Origin of the sequence: Pseudarthrobacter sp. R1 (assembly GCF_024494415.1) — a bacterium.
GTDB lineage: Bacteria > Actinomycetota > Actinomycetes > Actinomycetales > Micrococcaceae > Arthrobacter.
In genome coordinates, this window is record NZ_JAMKFI010000009.1 from 205,092 (window position 1) to 220,300 (window position 15,209).

Consider the following 15,209-nt stretch of genomic DNA (forward strand, 5'->3'; position numbering starts at 1 on the left):
AAATCTGTGGCGCGCGTCCTAGCGGGGTTGGGGGCCGTCTGCTCTACTTGATGGATGACAACGCTGACTGAAACCTCAGTCGCCGGCAACGATGACCGGCGAGAGAACGAAAACGACACCGTAAACCAGAAGTTCATGGTCGCCCTGGACGTGGACGGCACCCTGGTGGACCACGACGGGCACATGTCCCCGGCCGTCCGCGAGGCGGCGCAGGCGGTAGTAGCCGCCGGGCACGAGGTCATGATTGCCACCGGCCGCTCACTCAACGCCATGCTGCCCATCATTGAGAACATCGGGATCGAGCGCGGCTACGCCGTGTGCTGCAACGGCGGCGTGACCCTGCGGCTCCACCCGGAGCTTGAAAAAGGCTACGAGGTCATCCATAAGGCCACCTTTGATCCTGCTCCTGCCCTTCGTGCACTCCGCGAGCGGCTCCCATCTGCCAAGTACGCGCTGGAAGATGAGGACGGAAACTTCCTTTCCACCGAACGCTTCCAGGACGCAAGCTTTGGCGTCGAGGCCGTCGGCGTGGACTTCCACACCATGCTCGAAGCCACCGCAGTGCGCGTCGTGGTGTTCAGCACCGAAAACACGCCGGAAGAATTCAACGAAGCGATCGAGCACGTTGGCCTTGCCGGCGTCACCTACTCCGTGGGCTGGACCGCTTGGCTGGACATTGCCGCGGCCGGCGTGACCAAGGCCAGCGCCCTGGAAAACCTGCGGAGCCGCCTCGGCATCGAACCGCACCTCACCGTGGCTGTCGGAGACGGCCGCAACGACATCGAGATGCTCAGCTGGGCCGGACGGGGCGTGGCCATGGGCCAGGCCCCGGAGGAAGTGATCAGGGCCGCGGACGAGGTCACCCACTCCGTGTTCGACGACGGCGCCGCCCACGTGCTGCGCAGCCTCCTCTAGCTGCCGGCGCCCTTAGGTGCTGGTTCAGTTGGCAGCGCTTGCTGCCTGCGTGGTTTTGGCTGCCCTGGCTGTCTTCCAGGCCGCTCTTATTGCCGGTGCCCCGCTTGGCAGGCTTGCCTGGGGAGGGCAACATGACGTGCTGCCCACCGGGCTTCGGGTGGGTAGCGCCGTGTCCATCGTCCTGTACGGGGCCTTCGGATACATTGCCCTTGCCAAAGCCGGCCTGGTGCCGTTGCTGGCGAACGGGGCTGTCACGTCGGTCGCCGCCTGGGTGCTGGCAGCTTATTTCGCGCTCGGCGTGCTGATGAACGCCATATCGCGGAGCAAGCCGGAGCGCGCCGTGATGACACCCGTGGCGCTGGTCCTCGCCGCCGCCTACCTGGTTCTTGCCGTCAACTGACCGCCGCCGGGGGTGAACTGCGGCTGAATGGCGGCTACAGGCCGAACGGCAGCCCGCGGCCGGGTGGGGGCCGGCTGTCGGGCAGAATGGAAGGCATGACCCTTACGACGTTCGCCCTCATCCGCCATGGCCAGACTGACTGGAATGCGCAGCGCCGGCTGCAGGGTTCCACGGACATTCCCTTGAACGACGTCGGCCGGGCCCAGGCGCGTGACGCCGTCGCCGTTTTGTCGGCTTACGAATGGGACGCCATTGTGTCCTCCCCGCTCAGCCGCGCTGCTGAAACTGCTGACCTGATCGCCGCCGGGCTCGGGCTCACCGAGGTCCGCCGCGTGCCGGAACTCATCGAGCGCAGCTTCGGGCCCGCTGAGGGCATGCAGGCCGGTCCGGAACTCGACGCCCTGCGGATCCCCGGGGGTTTCCGCGGCGCGGAAAGCGAGGACGAGGCAGCAGACCGGGGACTGGCTGCCCTGGAGGCTTTGGCTGAGGAGTTCCGCGGACGCCGGCTTCTCGTCGTCGCCCACGGGACGCTGCTCCGCGTGAGCCTCAGCCGCGCCGTAGGGAGCACCCTGAAGAGCATCGACAATGCCGTCCTGAACCTCGCGCACCACCACGCTATTGACGGATGGCAGCTCGAATACTTCAACGGCGAGCCCGTGATGGCCGCCACCCAGCGCTGATCGCGGGGGATTAGTCCCCGCTCAGGACGGCGATTGCCCGGCGTCCCAAGCTGCCCATAACGTGCTGATGCATGGCGTCCCGGGCGCGGGCAGGGTCTCCGGCAATGACGGCCTCGGCAATCTTGATGTGTTCCGCCTCCACGCGGATCCGGTCCTTTTCCGTTGCCTGTTGGCCCTGAAGTCCCACCTGCCGGTAGCGGTCCGCTTTGTCCCAGAGGCCTTCCAGGATCCCTATAAGGAGCGGGTTGTGGGAAGCGGTGTAGATGGCGCGGTGGAAATCGCGGTGCGCGGTCATCGCTGCGAAGTCGGCGGCATCGTGCAGGGGTGTCAGTTGCTCCAGGGCCGCCTCGATGGCCGCGACATCTGTCGGCGTCCTGCTTTCGGCGGCGAGCCCTGCTGCGAGGGGGTCTAGATTTTCGCGGAGCACGTACAGATCCTTCGCCTCCTCCGCAGTGAGGGCGGCTACCCTGGCATCGCTGTGAGACTTAAGTTCCACCATGCCCTCCGCAGCCAGGCGGCGTAGCGCTTCGCGCAACGGGGTTGTGCTGACACCGATCTCCCGCGCGAGCTTTGACTGGCTCAGAATGGAACCCTGCTCGATGTCGCCCGTGAGAATTCGGCGGCGCAACTCCTCGTAGGCGTAGGCGTTCTTGGTGAGTACCGGGGGCAAAGGCACGGCCCACTCCTTCGTTATAGGTTATAGCCTGTAGTCTAGTGGACCGACTCTGTTCCGCCTCCGCTCTTCCCTAGAAAGAGGGCCCCGTGAGTACCACACCTGCCGGTTCCCAGCCTCCAGCAGCAAAGTTCCGTGTGAACGGCGAGGTGCTGCATGCGGTAGACACCGAAGGTGCTTTTGGACCTGACTATGGCCGGCTGCCCATGGTCCTCAGGCTGTTGGCGGAGAATGTCCAACGGAACATGACCGGGGGTGAACGCCGGCACGGCATGGAGGCCCTGCACCGCTGGCTCAGTACCGGAACCAGCACAGCCGAAATCGAGTTCCTGCCCACCCGTGTGCTGATGCATGACACCACCAGCACGCCAGCGCTGGTGGATATCGCTGCCATGCGCGACACGCTGGCGGAGAACGGGGAAGACCCGATGGCCCTCAATCCGCTGCTGCGGGTCGACGTGTCCATCGACCATTCACTCGCGGTGGAAGAGTACGGCCGCGCGGATGCCGCAGCCCGGAACATCAAGCACGAGATCCGCCGGAACCGGGAACGCTACCAGTTCCTGAAATGGGCCTCGAAGGCGATGAACGGTGTGCATATCAACCCGCCGGGCACTGGGATCATGCACACGATTAACCTGGAACAGCTTGCCACCGTGGTGACCACCATCGAGAAGGACGGGATTCGGTGGGCTGTGCCGGACATGATGGTTGGCACCGATAGCCACACTCCCATGATCAACGGCCTTGGCGTGCTGGGGTGGGGCGTCGGCGGCCTCGAAGCCCAGACGGTGATGTTCGGGATGCCGGTGACCCTTCGCATCCCCGACGTTGTCGGCGTCCGGCTCACCGGCGGACTCCCCACCGGTACCCTCGCTACGGACCTGGCCCTGACCGTCACCCACCCGCTCCGCGAAGTGGACGTTACCGGTGAATTTGTCGAATTCTTCGGGCCGGGGGTCTCCACCCTGACCGTGGGGGAGAGGGCAGTCGTTGCCAACATGGCACCGGAATACGGCGCCACCACCGGATATTTCCCCATCGATCACAAGGTGTTGGAGTATCTGTCCGGCACTGGCCGCGCGGCGGAGCAGACCCGCCTGGTTGAGGCGTACGCCAAGCAGGCAGGGCTGTGGTTCGACCCGGAAGCCACACCGGTCTACACCAAGGTGATCGATATCGACCTGTCCGCCGTCGCCATGCACGCCGCCGGCCCCCGGCGCCCCCAGGACCTCCTGCCTTACGGCGGCATCCGCAAAGCCCTGGAACAGGAAACCGGCCCCGCCCTTCCCGGGACAGGGGAACTCCCCGACTTCCCGGTGGCCCTGGCCGCGATCACCAGCTGCACCAACACTTCGGACCCTCGACTGCTGATTGCTGCCGGACTGCTGGCCCGGAACGCCCGCCAGCTCGGCCTGGAAGTCCCGGACTGGGTCAAAACCTCCCTGGCTCCCGGCTCTCCAGCAGCGGCAAGCTACCTCAAGCGCGCCGGCCTGGCCGAGGATCTTTCCGCTATGGGGTTCCACATCGTCGGCTTCGGCTGCACCACGTGCATCGGCAACCCCGGCCCGCTGACCACAGCCATCAACAAGGCCCGGAGCGGCGGCGGGAGCGAACCTGTCGCCATCCTCTCCGGCAACCGGAACTTCCCGGGCCGGGTGCATCCCGACGTCGAACTCAGCTTCATTATGTCCCCGCCCCTGGTGGTGGCCTTCGCATTGGCCGGCGACGCCAAACGCGACCTTAGTACCGAGCCCGTGCAGCATCTGGAGGACGGCACGCCCGTCTTCCTCAAGGAGCTGTGGCCATCCCGGGAAGAGATCGACGCGCTGGTACGGGAAGCGAACGATCCTGCCGATTTCCGCCGCGACTTCGTCATCGCGGGCCGGGATCCGCAGTGGCGGCGCGTGGAAGCTCCCGACGGCGCGCAGTACCCCTGGGATCCGGCGTCGACCATCCTTCGGCGGCCTCCGTTCGCTGCGATGAGCGAGGGGAGCCTCCTGGGCGCTTTCACCGCGCATCCGTTGCTGGTCCTGGGCGATGACATCACCACGGACCACATTTCCCCGGCCAGTGCCATCCCGGCACACAGCGCGGTGGCTGACTTCCTGGTGGCCAGGGGAGAGGACCGGGCAGACCTGAACGTCTTCGCCTCCCGCCGCGGCAACTGGGAAGTGATGGTCCGTGGCGCCTTCCACAACAAGTCGGTCAGGAACCTGCTCCACCCCCAAGCGCCCATAGCGCAGACCATCCACGCGCCGTCGGGTGAAACGATGCCCATCCGGGACGCCGCCGAGCGGTACCGCGAAGAGGGCGAATCGATGGTTATCGTCGCGGGGGAACGCTACGGCATGGGGTCCTCCCGCGACTGGGCGGCCAAGGCCCAGCGGCTGCTCGGAGTCCGGGCAGTCATTGCTGCCAGCTTCGAACGGATCCACCGTTCCAACCTCATCGGCATGGGAATCCTGCCGCTGGTGATGCCGGCCGATATGAGGGACAGGCTCTTCAAACTTGAGCCCGGGGACCGGATCAGGCTCGACGCCAGCGAAGAGCGCATCCACCCCCGCGCGGACCTTTCAGCAGCCATTGTCCGAAAAGACGGAACGGAAGAGCCCTTTACTGCCACCGCCGCAGTGGAAACGCGGCTCGAGTGCGAACTCCTGGCCGTCGGTGGCGTAATCCCCATGATTCTCCGCCGGACCCTGAAGGGCCGGACGCTGAAGGCCAGAGGAGAGGCGGTCTAGCGCACTTCGAGGATCAGCCCCAGCAGCCGGGCCGCGGCGGGCCGGGCTGCATGCTCCTCGTTCCACTGCGACCGGGCCACTGCTTTGCTGACGGCCTGCGTGGTGATGCCCAGTTCGTGGGCCACGGCCTTCTGCTGGCCGCGGACGCCCGGGGTCAGCAGGTCAAGGACCCGCCACTCCGCATCGGAACGGTCACGCACAATATGTCCCAGCAGCCGAAGCACGGCCTCAGCATCATGGGCCACGTCGGCCAGGGGCCCCTCCACCGCAACCGGAATGCGTTCCTTGCTGCTGCGGATCCGGTCCACCGCACGCCGCGCGTACACCAGCCCGTGGCCGGAAGCGTCCTTGATCTGGTTGGGCAATGGCTCGTTGACAGGCCCAACGCCGATACCCACGTACCAGGAGCCGGAGCGCAGCGCGATCAACGCCGCCTCCACGGCCTGATGCGGGCAGTCCACGATGCCTTGGACCTCGTCCTCCACCGACCGGTCGAAATCCAGGCGCGCGGGAATATGCCGCAGGTCCTTGAGTAACTGCGGCACCCGGTCGCCATCGCGCCGGCTGTCGGTTTGGTTGATTGTCAGCGTGAACATCTGAAACCAAAGACTACCCGCTGGTAGCAGAGGGCAGGCAAGCGGGGTTGCCTCGTCCGGACCCATCTGATGCGATGGACCAATGGCCGCTTTCAGCGGCGAACGCGACGTGAGGATGGTTATGACCAGCAGCATGGGCCAGGACGAGCTTGAAGGTGTAGACCGCTGGTGGCGCGCCGCCAACTACCTTTCGGTAGGTCAGATCTACCTCCGCTCCAACCCACTGCTGCGCGAACCGCTGCAGGCCGAGCACACGAAGTCCCGGCTGCTGGGCCACTGGGGCACCACCCCGGGCTTGAACTTTGTCTACGCCCACCTGAACCGCGTGATCCGCCGCGACTCCGCCGAGATGCTCTTTGTGGCGGGTCCGGGCCATGGTGGCCCCGCCGTCGTCGCCAATGCCTGGCTGGAAGGGACATACTCCGAAATCTACGGCCACGTGGGCAACGACGCGGACGGCATGGCCGAGCTCTTCCGCCAGTTTTCCTACCCCGGAGGCATCCCCAGCCACGCCGCTCCGGAAAGCCCCGGCTCCATCAGCGAGGGCGGCGAACTCGGCTATTCCCTCGCCCATGCCTACGGCTCGGTACTGGACAATCCCCAGCTGGTCACCGCCGTCGTGATTGGCGACGGCGAGGCGGAGACCGGCCCCCTTGCCGCCAGTTGGCATTCGCACAACTTCCTCGACCCCGCCACGGACGGTGCCGTGCTGCCCATCCTGCACTTGAATGGGTACAAGATTGCCAATCCCACCATCCTGGCGCGCATGCCCGAAGCGCAGCTGGAGCAGCTCCTGCGGGGCTACGGCCACGAGCCCCACTTCGTCACTGTTAAGGACCCGGACGACACCGAACAGGCGCACCGGGACTTCGCCGAAGCTTTGGAGGGCTGCCTGGCCGGCATCCGCGCCATCCAGGACTCCCGGCGTACGCCGCAGGCAGGCACGGAAGAAGCCGACGGCGGCGCGCCGCGCTGGCCCATGATCGTGCTGCGCTCGCCGAAGGGCTGGACCGGACCCCGGGAAGTGGATGGCCTGCAGGTAGAAGGGACGTGGCGGAGCCACCAGGTGCCGCTCTCCGAGGTACGCACCAACGAAAACCACCTGCGGCTGCTGGAGCAGTGGCTGCAGTCATACCGCCCCGAGGAGCTGTTCGACGGCGACGGGCGGCTCCGGCCCGACGTCGCCGAGGGGGCACCCACCGGGGACTTCCGGATGAGCGCCACGCCCCACGCCAACGGCGGCCTGCTCCGCCGGGCGCTGAAGCTGCCTGCCTACCAGGACCACGCCGTCGAGGTTGCCCGGGCTGGCAGCGAGCGGGTCAGCCCCATGGTCACGTTGGGCTCCTGGATGCGGGACGTCATTGAACTCAACATGGAAACGTTCCGGCTTTTCGGCCCGGACGAGACGGCATCGAACCGGCTGCAGAACGTCTATGAGGTCACGGACAAGGTATGGCAGTACCGGATTGACGACGTCGATGAGCACCTTGCGCGCTCCGGCAGGGTGATGGAGGTGCTGAGCGAACACCTGTGCCAGGGCTGGCTGGAGGGCTACCTCCTGACCGGCCGGCACGGCGTCTTCAGCTGCTACGAGGCCTTCATCCATCTTGTTGACTCGATGTTCAACCAGCACGCCAAGTGGCTGAAGGTGCACCGCAAGCTGCCGTGGCGCCAGCCGGTGGCGTCGCTGAACTACCTGCTGTCCTCGCACGTGTGGCAGCAGGACCACAACGGGTTCTCCCACCAGGACCCGGGGTTTATCGACCACGCGGTGAACAAAAAGGCAGAGGTCATCCGGGTGTACCTGCCGCCGGACGCGAACACGCTGCTGTCCGTGATGGAGCACTGCCTGGCGTCCACGGACTACGTGAACATCGTGGTCAGCGGAAAGCAGCCGTCTCCCACCTGGCTGGGACCGGCCGACGCGGCCACGCACTGCCAGCGGGGGCTGGGAATCTGGGAGTTCGCCGGCTCCGAAGTCCCGGGTGAGGAGCCCGACGTCGTACTGGCCTGCGCAGGCGACGTGCCCACCGTGGAGACGGTTGCCGCGGCGGAGCTGCTCCGGCTGGGTGCTCCGGGGCTGAAGGTCCGCGTGGTGAATGTGGTTGACCTGATGCGGCTGCAGGACGAGAGCGAGCACCCGCACGGGCTCCCGGCACACGATTTCGACGGGATCTTTACCGCCGACAAACCCATCATTTTCGCCTACCACGGCTACCCGGCGCTGATCCACCGGCTCGTCTACCGCCGCAGCAACCAGGAGGGGCTGCACGTGCGCGGGTACAAGGAGGAGGGCACCACCACCACGCCGTTCGACATGGCCATGCTGAACGGCATCGACCGGTTCCAGCTGGCCATCGACGCCATCGACCGCGTTCCCGGCCTGGCGGAGAAGCACTCGATGCTGCGGCAGGAGCTCCAGGACCGCAGGATCCGCGCCCGCGAGCACACCCGCACCCACGGGGAGGATCCGGAGGAAATCCGAAACTGGCAGCTCGGCTAGCTTCCTGGAGTTTTTGTCCAGGTATGCAGGTTTCCGCGGCCCGGAAGTCCGCATACGTGGACAAAGACTCTCCTAGGCGATCAGTCCGTCGAGGCCGCCCGCGGGCAGGTGGATCCATCCTTCGCTGCGGGCCGCCGCGGCGTGGACGTCATCCGGGAGCACGGTCAGGCCGACGGCGATGGCACGGGCGGTGAGGGCTGCGACGACGGCGTCGAACAGGTCATCCGACCCGGCCAGGCGGTCCTCGTGGCCGCCAAGGTCCAGCCACGGTGCCTGCTGGCATAAATGGCGGAGGAGCAGGGAAAGCTGTTCCGTCTCGGCGCTGCCCCGCCCTTTGTAGCCGCGGGCGCTCAAGCCCCAGAGCTTCAATGAAGCAGCAGGATAGACCTCGGCCAGGCGGCCCGATCCGTCCCGTGGTTGGGGGCTGTGCCGGGCCGCTATTTTCGCCTGGATCACGGCGCATCTCATGGCCGGGTGGGCCAGGCGGTCCGCCGAGACGCTCAGCGGGATCAGGCTAGTCCGGGCGGTGACGAACCGGTCCGTATCCCGGTATGCGAGCAAGCGCCTGCCCTCGATGCCGTCGTGTGCCAGGACGGGGCCGGCGTCGAAATTCAGGTGCCCGGTGAGGAACGGAATCAGGGCCTGCGGCCAACCAACCGGGCAATCAATGCCCGTCATGTCCGTGGTGCCGAAAAGCTCCACGATGTGGTGGTCGTCCACGTCGAGTGCGAGATGCACCAACCGGGCCGTGCCCTGGCCCCATTCGATGACGGCCACGGCTGTCTTTCTGGCTGCTGCCGCGAGGTCCACTCCGAGCGTTTTCACGTGACCAGACTCTACCTCTGGCCCTCCCGGCCCCGTTCTGGACACTGGATGACCCGGTGCCCCTGGTTCTGGAAGGCTGGTTCATGGTGCGCCGTCCCGGCAGGCCATGCCCGAAAGGAACATCTTCATGCCATGGCTTGATGTACTCGGCAACGACATCCACTACACGGACTCAGGCGCCGGGCGGCCGGTGGTGCTGCTCCACGGCCACGCCTCGGCGGCCGCATGCTGGGAACCGATTATTGCTGAACTGGAGCAGGACTTCCGGGTGCTGGCTTATGACACCTATGATCACGGCTGGTCCTCCAACTCGCCACGGCAGGGACCGCTGGTGGACCGGGTTGCCGAGCTGGAGCACTTCATCAGCTCGCTCGGCCTGGAGAACCCGCTGATCGTGGGGCAATCCATGGGCGGCATGACAGCCCTGCGCTGGGCAATCCGGAATCCAGCCGGTGCCGGCGCCCTGGTGGTGTGCGGGATGGGCTGGCCGCTGGTGGTTCCCCCTCCCGGGCAGCCCGGCCAGCCGGAGAAATTCGAGGTGTTCAGCTCGCTCGACGCCGACGAAGGGATCTGGCTGGGGGTGGGAGCCTCCTTCACGGAGCAGTGGATCGCGGAGAACCCGCGTGATTACGCCCGCTATATCCGTGTCCGTTCCACAGCGACGGCGATTGAAGCAGCCCGCCACCCGCGCAGCCTCGAACAAAGCCAAGGGGAGTTCCTCAGCGCCGACCCGTCGGACGTCGACTGGTTCCAGCAGGGGCTCGAATCAATAAGCTGCCCGCTGGTGGTGATGATCGGGGACGAGGAAAGGCCGCGCATCCGCCGCGGAGCTGAGCACGTTGCGGCAACAGTGCCCGGCGCCCGTCTGCTGGTTGTTGAGGAGGCCGGCCACAACGCCTACTTCCAGCGCCAGGACATCCTGGTGGAGACCATCCGGAACGCCGCAGCCACCGCCTAAACCTGCTCGTCAGGCGGCGTGATACGTCAGCGCCCCGGGAATCCCGCCCTTGTCGCCGAGCGAGTCTCCCCGTGCGAATGCAGCCCACAGGCTGCGCAGTTCGCGTCCCACGGCGTTCACGTCCTCCCAGCGGGCACCGGCGATCAGCCCTACGCCGTCCCACGTTGTGCGGTTGCCGAGAAGCAGCGGGAGATCAATGGTGTGGGCAGCACCAAAGATGTTCCCCGGCGCATGCCAGTGCAGGATGTAGCGGTAAGCCTTTCCGCCGGCCAGGGCATGGCGGCGCGCAAACTTCCGGGCCGCCCGGCCGTAGACGGTTTCGGTGACCACCCAATCAATGGCACGGACGGCCGCGGTCCCGGCGAGAGGGATCTTGGCCAGCCGGCTCAAGTACGGGCTTCGAGGCAGGAACAACCGCGCCTCCTCGGAGGTATGGCCGATCAGCACCTCAATGCCGGGAGCGGAACGGTTCCAGGCTGCCTCTATGGCGGATTCCTCCGGCAGCGGCGCGTGCCCGTATTGGGTGCCGAAAGGCATGGCGGCCAGCATGCCGAACTTCCGGGCCACCTGCGCCACGTGGTCCTCGCGCTCCACCACCTCCATTGCCGGCGTTTCCTCGGTGACGGCTTCGGCGGCGATACCCATGGCGTGGTTCATTTTGTCCCGGCCGCGCGAGATGCCCAACGGTGCACTCTGGATGATGGCCCGCTGGAACAGGGATGGTGCTTCAGGGGTGGCCATGAGGTGGGCGATCGCGTCACCACCGGCCGACTGGCCGAAGGCTGTCACACAGCCCGGGTCGCCGCCGAAGGCTGCAATGTTCCGCTGCACCCAGCGGAACGCCTCGAGCTGGTCCAGCAGGCCGAGGTTGCCAGGCCGGCCAGAGCGGGTGGCGAGGAAGCCGAACAGCCCCAGGCGGTAGGTCACCGAGACCGCCACCACCCGGGTTTCGGCAACCAGTACCGCGGGGTCGAAGATGGCGAGGTCGCCGGATCCGGTGGTGTAGGAACCGCCATGGATCCAGACCATCACGGGCAACCTCTCGCCAGGGGCAAGGTCTGCGGGCATGGTGATGGAGAGGTTCTGGCAGTCCTCGCTGCCCGGAAGTTCGCCGTAGCGGGTGCCCAGAACGTCGTCGAGGAACGGCACCGGACCCTGCGGACAGGCAGGAGCGGGTGAGGTTGCGGACAACGGTTCGTCCCAGTCTGGCGCCGGAACGGGAGGCTGGAAACGGCCGGCCATGGCGTACGGGATGCCGGTGGCCCGGACGACGTCGCCGTCCCGCCAGCCGGTGACGGGACCGCAGGGCGGGGTGAACAGGCGGGAGGGCTCAGGCACAAATTTCACAGCACCACCTTTTCACATCCCGTTGCGGAGGTTTTGTCCACGTATGCAGGGTTGGAGTGCGGCGAAGCCTGCATATCTGGACAAAAACTCCGGGAACAACGACGGCGGGCGCCTGGCTCTTGTGAGCCGGGCACCCGCCGTGTACTGCTGGCTGGGCCGGGGGCGGTGGGGATCAGTGGCCGGTGGGCACGTAACGCTTGATGGAGGCTTCGAGCTCGGCTTCGGCGGCGGCGCGGTCGCCCCAGCCTTCGGCCTTGACCCACTTGCCGGGCTCCAGGTCCTTGTACCGGGTGAAGAAGTGCTCGATTTCCTTGATCAGGAAGTCGTTGACGTCGCTGACTTCCTGGATATGGTCGAAGCGGGCATCGACGGGTACGCAGAGGATCTTGGCATCTCCGCCGCCGTCGTCAGTCATGTTGAAAACGCCGATGGGGCGGGACTCAACGATGACGCCCGGGTGCAGGTCGAAGTCCTGCAGGAGCACCAGTGCATCCAACGGATCGCCGTCCTCGCCGAGGGTGTTCTCGAAGTATCCGTAGTGCGTGGGGTACTGCATGGAGGTGAAGAGGACGCGGTCCAGGCGGACGCGGCCGGTCTCGTGGTCAACTTCGTACTTGACGCGTGATCCCTTGGGGATCTCGATGGTCACGTCATGCTTCATGGAATGCTCCTCGGCAATTGCAGGGGGTTCGCGGCACACTTGACGGCTCACCAAAATTGAGTCTCCGTGCCGCCGACTATTATTGAGGATATAGCGAGAGGCCCTGGAATCAGGAACTTGTGGGGATATTTCAGGACTTGAGGACCAGCACCAGCATGACCAAACCAACTGCCGCGGAACCATGGCCTGACCGTGCCCGCCACGGTCTCCGGGCGGGCGTAACCAGGCTGCGGAGGTCCTGGCCCTCGGTTTTGCTGACGGCCCTGCTGGTGGTTCTCGCAGTCCCAGCGGCCCTGCTGGTTGCCCCGGGTTTCCTTGGGCCCGAACCCCCGGCCCCCGCCCCGCCGGCGCCGGCATGGCAGCAGGCTCCGGCCACACTTTCGCCCGAGCAGGGACTTGCGCCGCTGGATGACTCGGCGGCCGTGCCGCTCGCGGCCAGCGTCACCGCCCAACTGGAACCCCTGTTGAAGACCGACGGCGGCGGTACTTTCACGGGGTTGGTCCAGGATGCGCTCACGGGCCAGGTCCTTTTTGACCGCGGGGGTTCCGAGAACCGGGTGCCGGCTTCCAACATGAAGCTGCTGACCGCGGTGGCAGCTTTGCGCTCCCTCGGTCCCGGGCACCGCTTTACCACCGAGGTGGTGGCGGGTCCCGCAGCCGGGCAGGTGGTGCTGGTGGGCGGGGGAGATGTCCTCCTCGGACCCGGGGAATCGAACGGGGACCTGGTGATGGGCCATGCAGGCCTGGCCACGCTTGCTGCCCGAACGGTCGAGGCCCTGTCAGCAGCCGGAACTGCCGGGGAAATCAAGGTCCTCGTGGACGATTCCGTGTTCACCGGCCCTGCCCTGAACCCAGCCTGGGAGAGCGGGGACGTGGCCGCCGGGGAAGTGGCACCCCTGTACCCGCTGGCCCTGAACTCGGCGCGTTTCGATCCCGCCGTCACCACCGGCCCCCGCCCACAGGACCCAGCCATCACTGTGGCCGAGGAATTCGCCGCCCGGCTGCGGACGGCAGGTGCGGCCGCGGGATTGACCGTGGCAGCCGCCGTCGAGCGTTCCCCGCAGCCGGCACCAGCGGGTGGACCGGCTGAAGGCGCAAGCGGGGAGCCGGCCGTCCTGGGCGGGGTGCAGTCGGCAACGGTGGCGCAGCAGGTGGACCACATGCTGCAGGAATCGGACAACTACCTCGCCGAAGTGCTGGGACGGATGGCGGCAGTAGCGGCAGGCCAGCCAGGCAGCAACGACGGCGCCACGGCTGCCGTCCGGACGCAGCTCGCCGACGCCGGAATACCCGTTGACGCCATGAAACTCGTGGACGTGTGCGGACTGGCCATGGGCAACCAGGTTTCGGCCCGCCAGTTCGCGGAGGTGGTGCGTGCCATCACCTCGGGCACAGACAGCAGGCTCCGCGCCGCGCTGGACGGCTTTCCGGTAGCTGGCCTCACCGGAACCCTGGACACCCGCTACGGCGACGATTCAACAGCCCGGGGCGCAGGATTGGTCCGTGCCAAGACCGGCACGCTGAACTCTGTGCTGGCGCTCAGCGGCTACGTGGTGGATGCCGACGGCCGCCTCCTGGTCTTCTCCTTCATAGGCAACGGGCTGACGCCGGGCGCTGCGGGCAACAGGGTGGCGCTCGACCGGGCAGCCACGGCGCTCGCGGCATGCGGCTGCCGCTAGCACCCTGCAGCCGCCGGGTTCGCCGGTGAGCGAACTTAAGGACTATCCCCAGCCTGCTGTGTTCTGATGGGAACTATGGAGTCCACTGCAGGTGCGTCGTCAGCCCAAACGTTGTCCAGCCAGGCCTCGGCCCTGATCAATTGGGACCTCGCCGCCTCCACCGCGGCGCGGCTGGCTCCTGCCGGTCCAGTCCTGAACCAAGCGGCCATCGGTGAGGCGGTGGAAAGCCTCCGCCGGCTTGCCGACGCTTCGGTTGAACACGTGCATGAGATCACCGGGCTGGAAGCGGCACGGGACCTCCGGGATTCAAACGTGCTGGTGGTGGACCGGGCCTCGTGGGCAAAGGCCAACACCCAAAGCTTCGCCGTAATGCTGAAGCCGGCCATGGAAAAGATGCTCGAAAACCGGCGCGGAACCCTCACCCCGGCGGCGGCCAGCGTCAGCGGCGCCATCACCGGCAGCCAGCTGGGCGCCGTCCTGGCGTTCCTGTCCAGCAAGGTCCTGGGCCAGTACGATCCGTTTGCCGCCCTGGCGGAAGGTTCCACCGCACCATCAGGCGGACGCCTGCTTCTGGTAGCGCCCAACATCGTCGCGGTTGAGCGGGAATTGAACGTCGCCCCCGAGGATTTCCGCCTGTGGGTGTGCCTGCACGAGCAGACGCACCGGGTGCAGTTCGCTGCGGCCCCCTGGCTGCGCCACCACATGCTGGAGCAGATCGACGAGCTCAGCGCCCACCTGCTGGGCAACGTTGACACTTTGATGGAGCGGGCCACCGCAGCTGCCCGCTCACTGAAGGACCGCACCGGCAACGGAAACACTCCCGGCCGCGGTGCCATTCTGGATCTCCTGCAGGACCCGGAGGAAAAGGCCGCCATCTCGCACCTGACCGCCGTGATGAGCCTTCTTGAGGGCCACGCCAACGTGGTGATGGACGCCGTTGACGCCAGCATCGTGCCGTCAGTGAAAACCATCCGGCAGCGCTTCAACGACCGCGGCAAGGACCGCGGCGTAATCGAAAAATTCATCCGCAGCCTCCTGGGCCTGGACGCGAAAATGCGCCAGTACTCGGACGGCGCCCGGTTCGTCCGCGCCGTGGTGGACGCCGCGGGAATGGAAGGTTTTAACAGGGTCTGGGAGTCGGCCGACCACCTGCCCACGGAACCTGAAATCCACGACGCCAAGCTGTGGCTTGAGCGGATGGGGCTCTGATTGCCGGGCCCCAGCCTGC

The 15,209-nt window shown here is 66.6% G+C and carries 13 protein-coding genes; 8 read left to right on the forward strand and 5 right to left on the reverse strand.

Annotated features, from left to right (window positions below):
- Positions 1–54: 54 nt before the first annotated feature.
- From M8J71_RS18210 to M8J71_RS18220, 3 genes are all read left to right on the forward strand, one after another.
- A complete protein-coding gene (locus M8J71_RS18210) occupies positions 55–915 on the forward strand; it encodes an HAD family hydrolase (protein ID WP_256249212.1) in 861 nt (286 codons plus the stop codon).
- Positions 916–943: 28 nt separating this feature from the next.
- Positions 944–1,315 (forward strand): hypothetical protein, encoded by a 372-nt coding sequence (locus tag M8J71_RS18215; protein WP_308292963.1) that lies wholly within the window; start codon positions 944–946, stop codon positions 1,313–1,315.
- Positions 1,316–1,410: 95 nt separating this feature from the next.
- Entirely contained in the window at positions 1,411–1,995 is a 585-nt protein-coding gene (locus M8J71_RS18220) for a histidine phosphatase family protein (RefSeq protein ID WP_256249213.1), read from the forward strand.
- 10 nt (positions 1,996–2,005) lie between these two features.
- On the opposite strand, the gene M8J71_RS18225 is transcribed toward M8J71_RS18220, so the two are convergent.
- Positions 2,006–2,671 (reverse strand): GntR family transcriptional regulator, encoded by a 666-nt coding sequence (locus tag M8J71_RS18225; protein ID WP_256249214.1) that lies wholly within the window; start codon positions 2,669–2,671, stop codon positions 2,006–2,008.
- An 86-nt stretch (positions 2,672–2,757) separates the two neighbouring features.
- Here M8J71_RS18225 and acnA point away from each other — a divergent pair, with 86 nt between their 5' ends.
- A complete protein-coding gene (gene acnA, locus M8J71_RS18230) occupies positions 2,758–5,412 on the forward strand; it encodes an aconitate hydratase AcnA (protein ID WP_256249215.1) in 2,655 nt (884 codons plus the stop codon).
- Here the strand turns inward: acnA and M8J71_RS18235 are convergent.
- The gene (locus tag M8J71_RS18235) at positions 5,409–6,008 is read right to left on the reverse strand and encodes a hypothetical protein (RefSeq protein WP_256249216.1); all 600 of its coding nucleotides are present in this window, start codon (positions 6,006–6,008) and stop codon (positions 5,409–5,411) included. The two genes, acnA and M8J71_RS18235, sit on opposite strands and share 4 nt — an antisense overlap.
- Before the next feature lie 121 nt (positions 6,009–6,129).
- Here M8J71_RS18235 and M8J71_RS18240 point away from each other — a divergent pair, with 121 nt between their 5' ends.
- Positions 6,130–8,511: a phosphoketolase family protein gene (locus M8J71_RS18240; protein WP_256249217.1), complete on the forward strand. Its 2,382-nt coding sequence runs from the start codon at positions 6,130–6,132 to the stop codon at positions 8,509–8,511.
- A gap of 72 nt (positions 8,512–8,583) precedes the next feature.
- Here the strand turns inward: M8J71_RS18240 and M8J71_RS18245 are convergent, their stop codons facing one another.
- Positions 8,584–9,336, reverse strand: a complete 753-nt coding sequence (locus tag M8J71_RS18245; protein WP_256249218.1) for a DUF429 domain-containing protein — start codon at positions 9,334–9,336, stop codon at positions 8,584–8,586.
- Positions 9,337–9,463: 127 nt separating this feature from the next.
- Here M8J71_RS18245 and M8J71_RS18250 point away from each other — a divergent pair, with 127 nt between their 5' ends.
- Complete coding sequence (locus M8J71_RS18250; protein ID WP_256249220.1) at positions 9,464–10,294, forward strand: alpha/beta fold hydrolase; 831 nt, start codon at positions 9,464–9,466, stop codon at positions 10,292–10,294.
- 9 nt (positions 10,295–10,303) lie between these two features.
- Here M8J71_RS18250 and M8J71_RS18255 read toward each other — a convergent pair whose 3' ends face one another.
- Together M8J71_RS18255 and M8J71_RS18260 are read right to left on the reverse strand one after the other, a co-directional pair.
- On the reverse strand, positions 10,304–11,632 hold the full coding sequence (locus tag M8J71_RS18255; protein WP_256249613.1) for a carboxylesterase family protein: 1,329 nt from the start codon (positions 11,630–11,632) through the stop codon (positions 10,304–10,306).
- 181 nt (positions 11,633–11,813) lie between these two features.
- Positions 11,814–12,302 carry an inorganic diphosphatase gene (locus tag M8J71_RS18260; RefSeq protein WP_079596875.1) on the reverse strand — a complete coding sequence of 163 codons (489 nt, stop codon included), beginning with the start codon at positions 12,300–12,302 and terminating at the stop codon, positions 11,814–11,816.
- Positions 12,303–12,457: 155 nt separating this feature from the next.
- On the opposite strand from M8J71_RS18260, the gene dacB reads away from it, so the two are divergent.
- Together dacB and M8J71_RS18270 are read left to right on the forward strand one after the other, a co-directional pair.
- Positions 12,458–13,981 (forward strand): D-alanyl-D-alanine carboxypeptidase/D-alanyl-D-alanine endopeptidase, encoded by a 1,524-nt coding sequence (dacB, locus tag M8J71_RS18265; protein WP_256249222.1) that lies wholly within the window; start codon positions 12,458–12,460, stop codon positions 13,979–13,981.
- 75 nt (positions 13,982–14,056) lie between these two features.
- Entirely contained in the window at positions 14,057–15,190 is a 1,134-nt protein-coding gene (locus M8J71_RS18270; RefSeq protein ID WP_256249223.1) for a zinc-dependent metalloprotease, read from the forward strand.
- The last annotated feature ends 19 nt before the right edge of the window (positions 15,191–15,209 follow it).

Excerpts from the sequence above, each read along its gene's own strand:
- M8J71_RS18270 (WP_256249223.1), top strand. The coding sequence starts at position 14,057 with ATGGAGTCCACTGCAGGTGCGTCGTCAGCCCAAACGTTGTCCAGCCAG.
- M8J71_RS18250 (WP_256249220.1), top strand. The coding sequence starts at position 9,464 with ATGCCATGGCTTGATGTACTCGGCAACGACATCCACTACACGGACTCA.
- M8J71_RS18220 (WP_256249213.1), top strand. The coding sequence starts at position 1,411 with ATGACCCTTACGACGTTCGCCCTCATCCGCCATGGCCAGACTGACTGG.
- M8J71_RS18235 (WP_256249216.1), bottom strand. The coding sequence starts at position 6,008 with ATGTTCACGCTGACAATCAACCAAACCGACAGCCGGCGCGATGGCGAC.
- dacB (WP_256249222.1), top strand. The coding sequence starts at position 12,458 with ATGACCAAACCAACTGCCGCGGAACCATGGCCTGACCGTGCCCGCCAC.
- M8J71_RS18260 (WP_079596875.1), bottom strand. The coding sequence starts at position 12,302 with ATGAAGCATGACGTGACCATCGAGATCCCCAAGGGATCACGCGTCAAG.
- M8J71_RS18210 (WP_256249212.1), top strand. The coding sequence starts at position 55 with ATGACAACGCTGACTGAAACCTCAGTCGCCGGCAACGATGACCGGCGA.
- M8J71_RS18240 (WP_256249217.1), top strand. The coding sequence starts at position 6,130 with ATGACCAGCAGCATGGGCCAGGACGAGCTTGAAGGTGTAGACCGCTGG.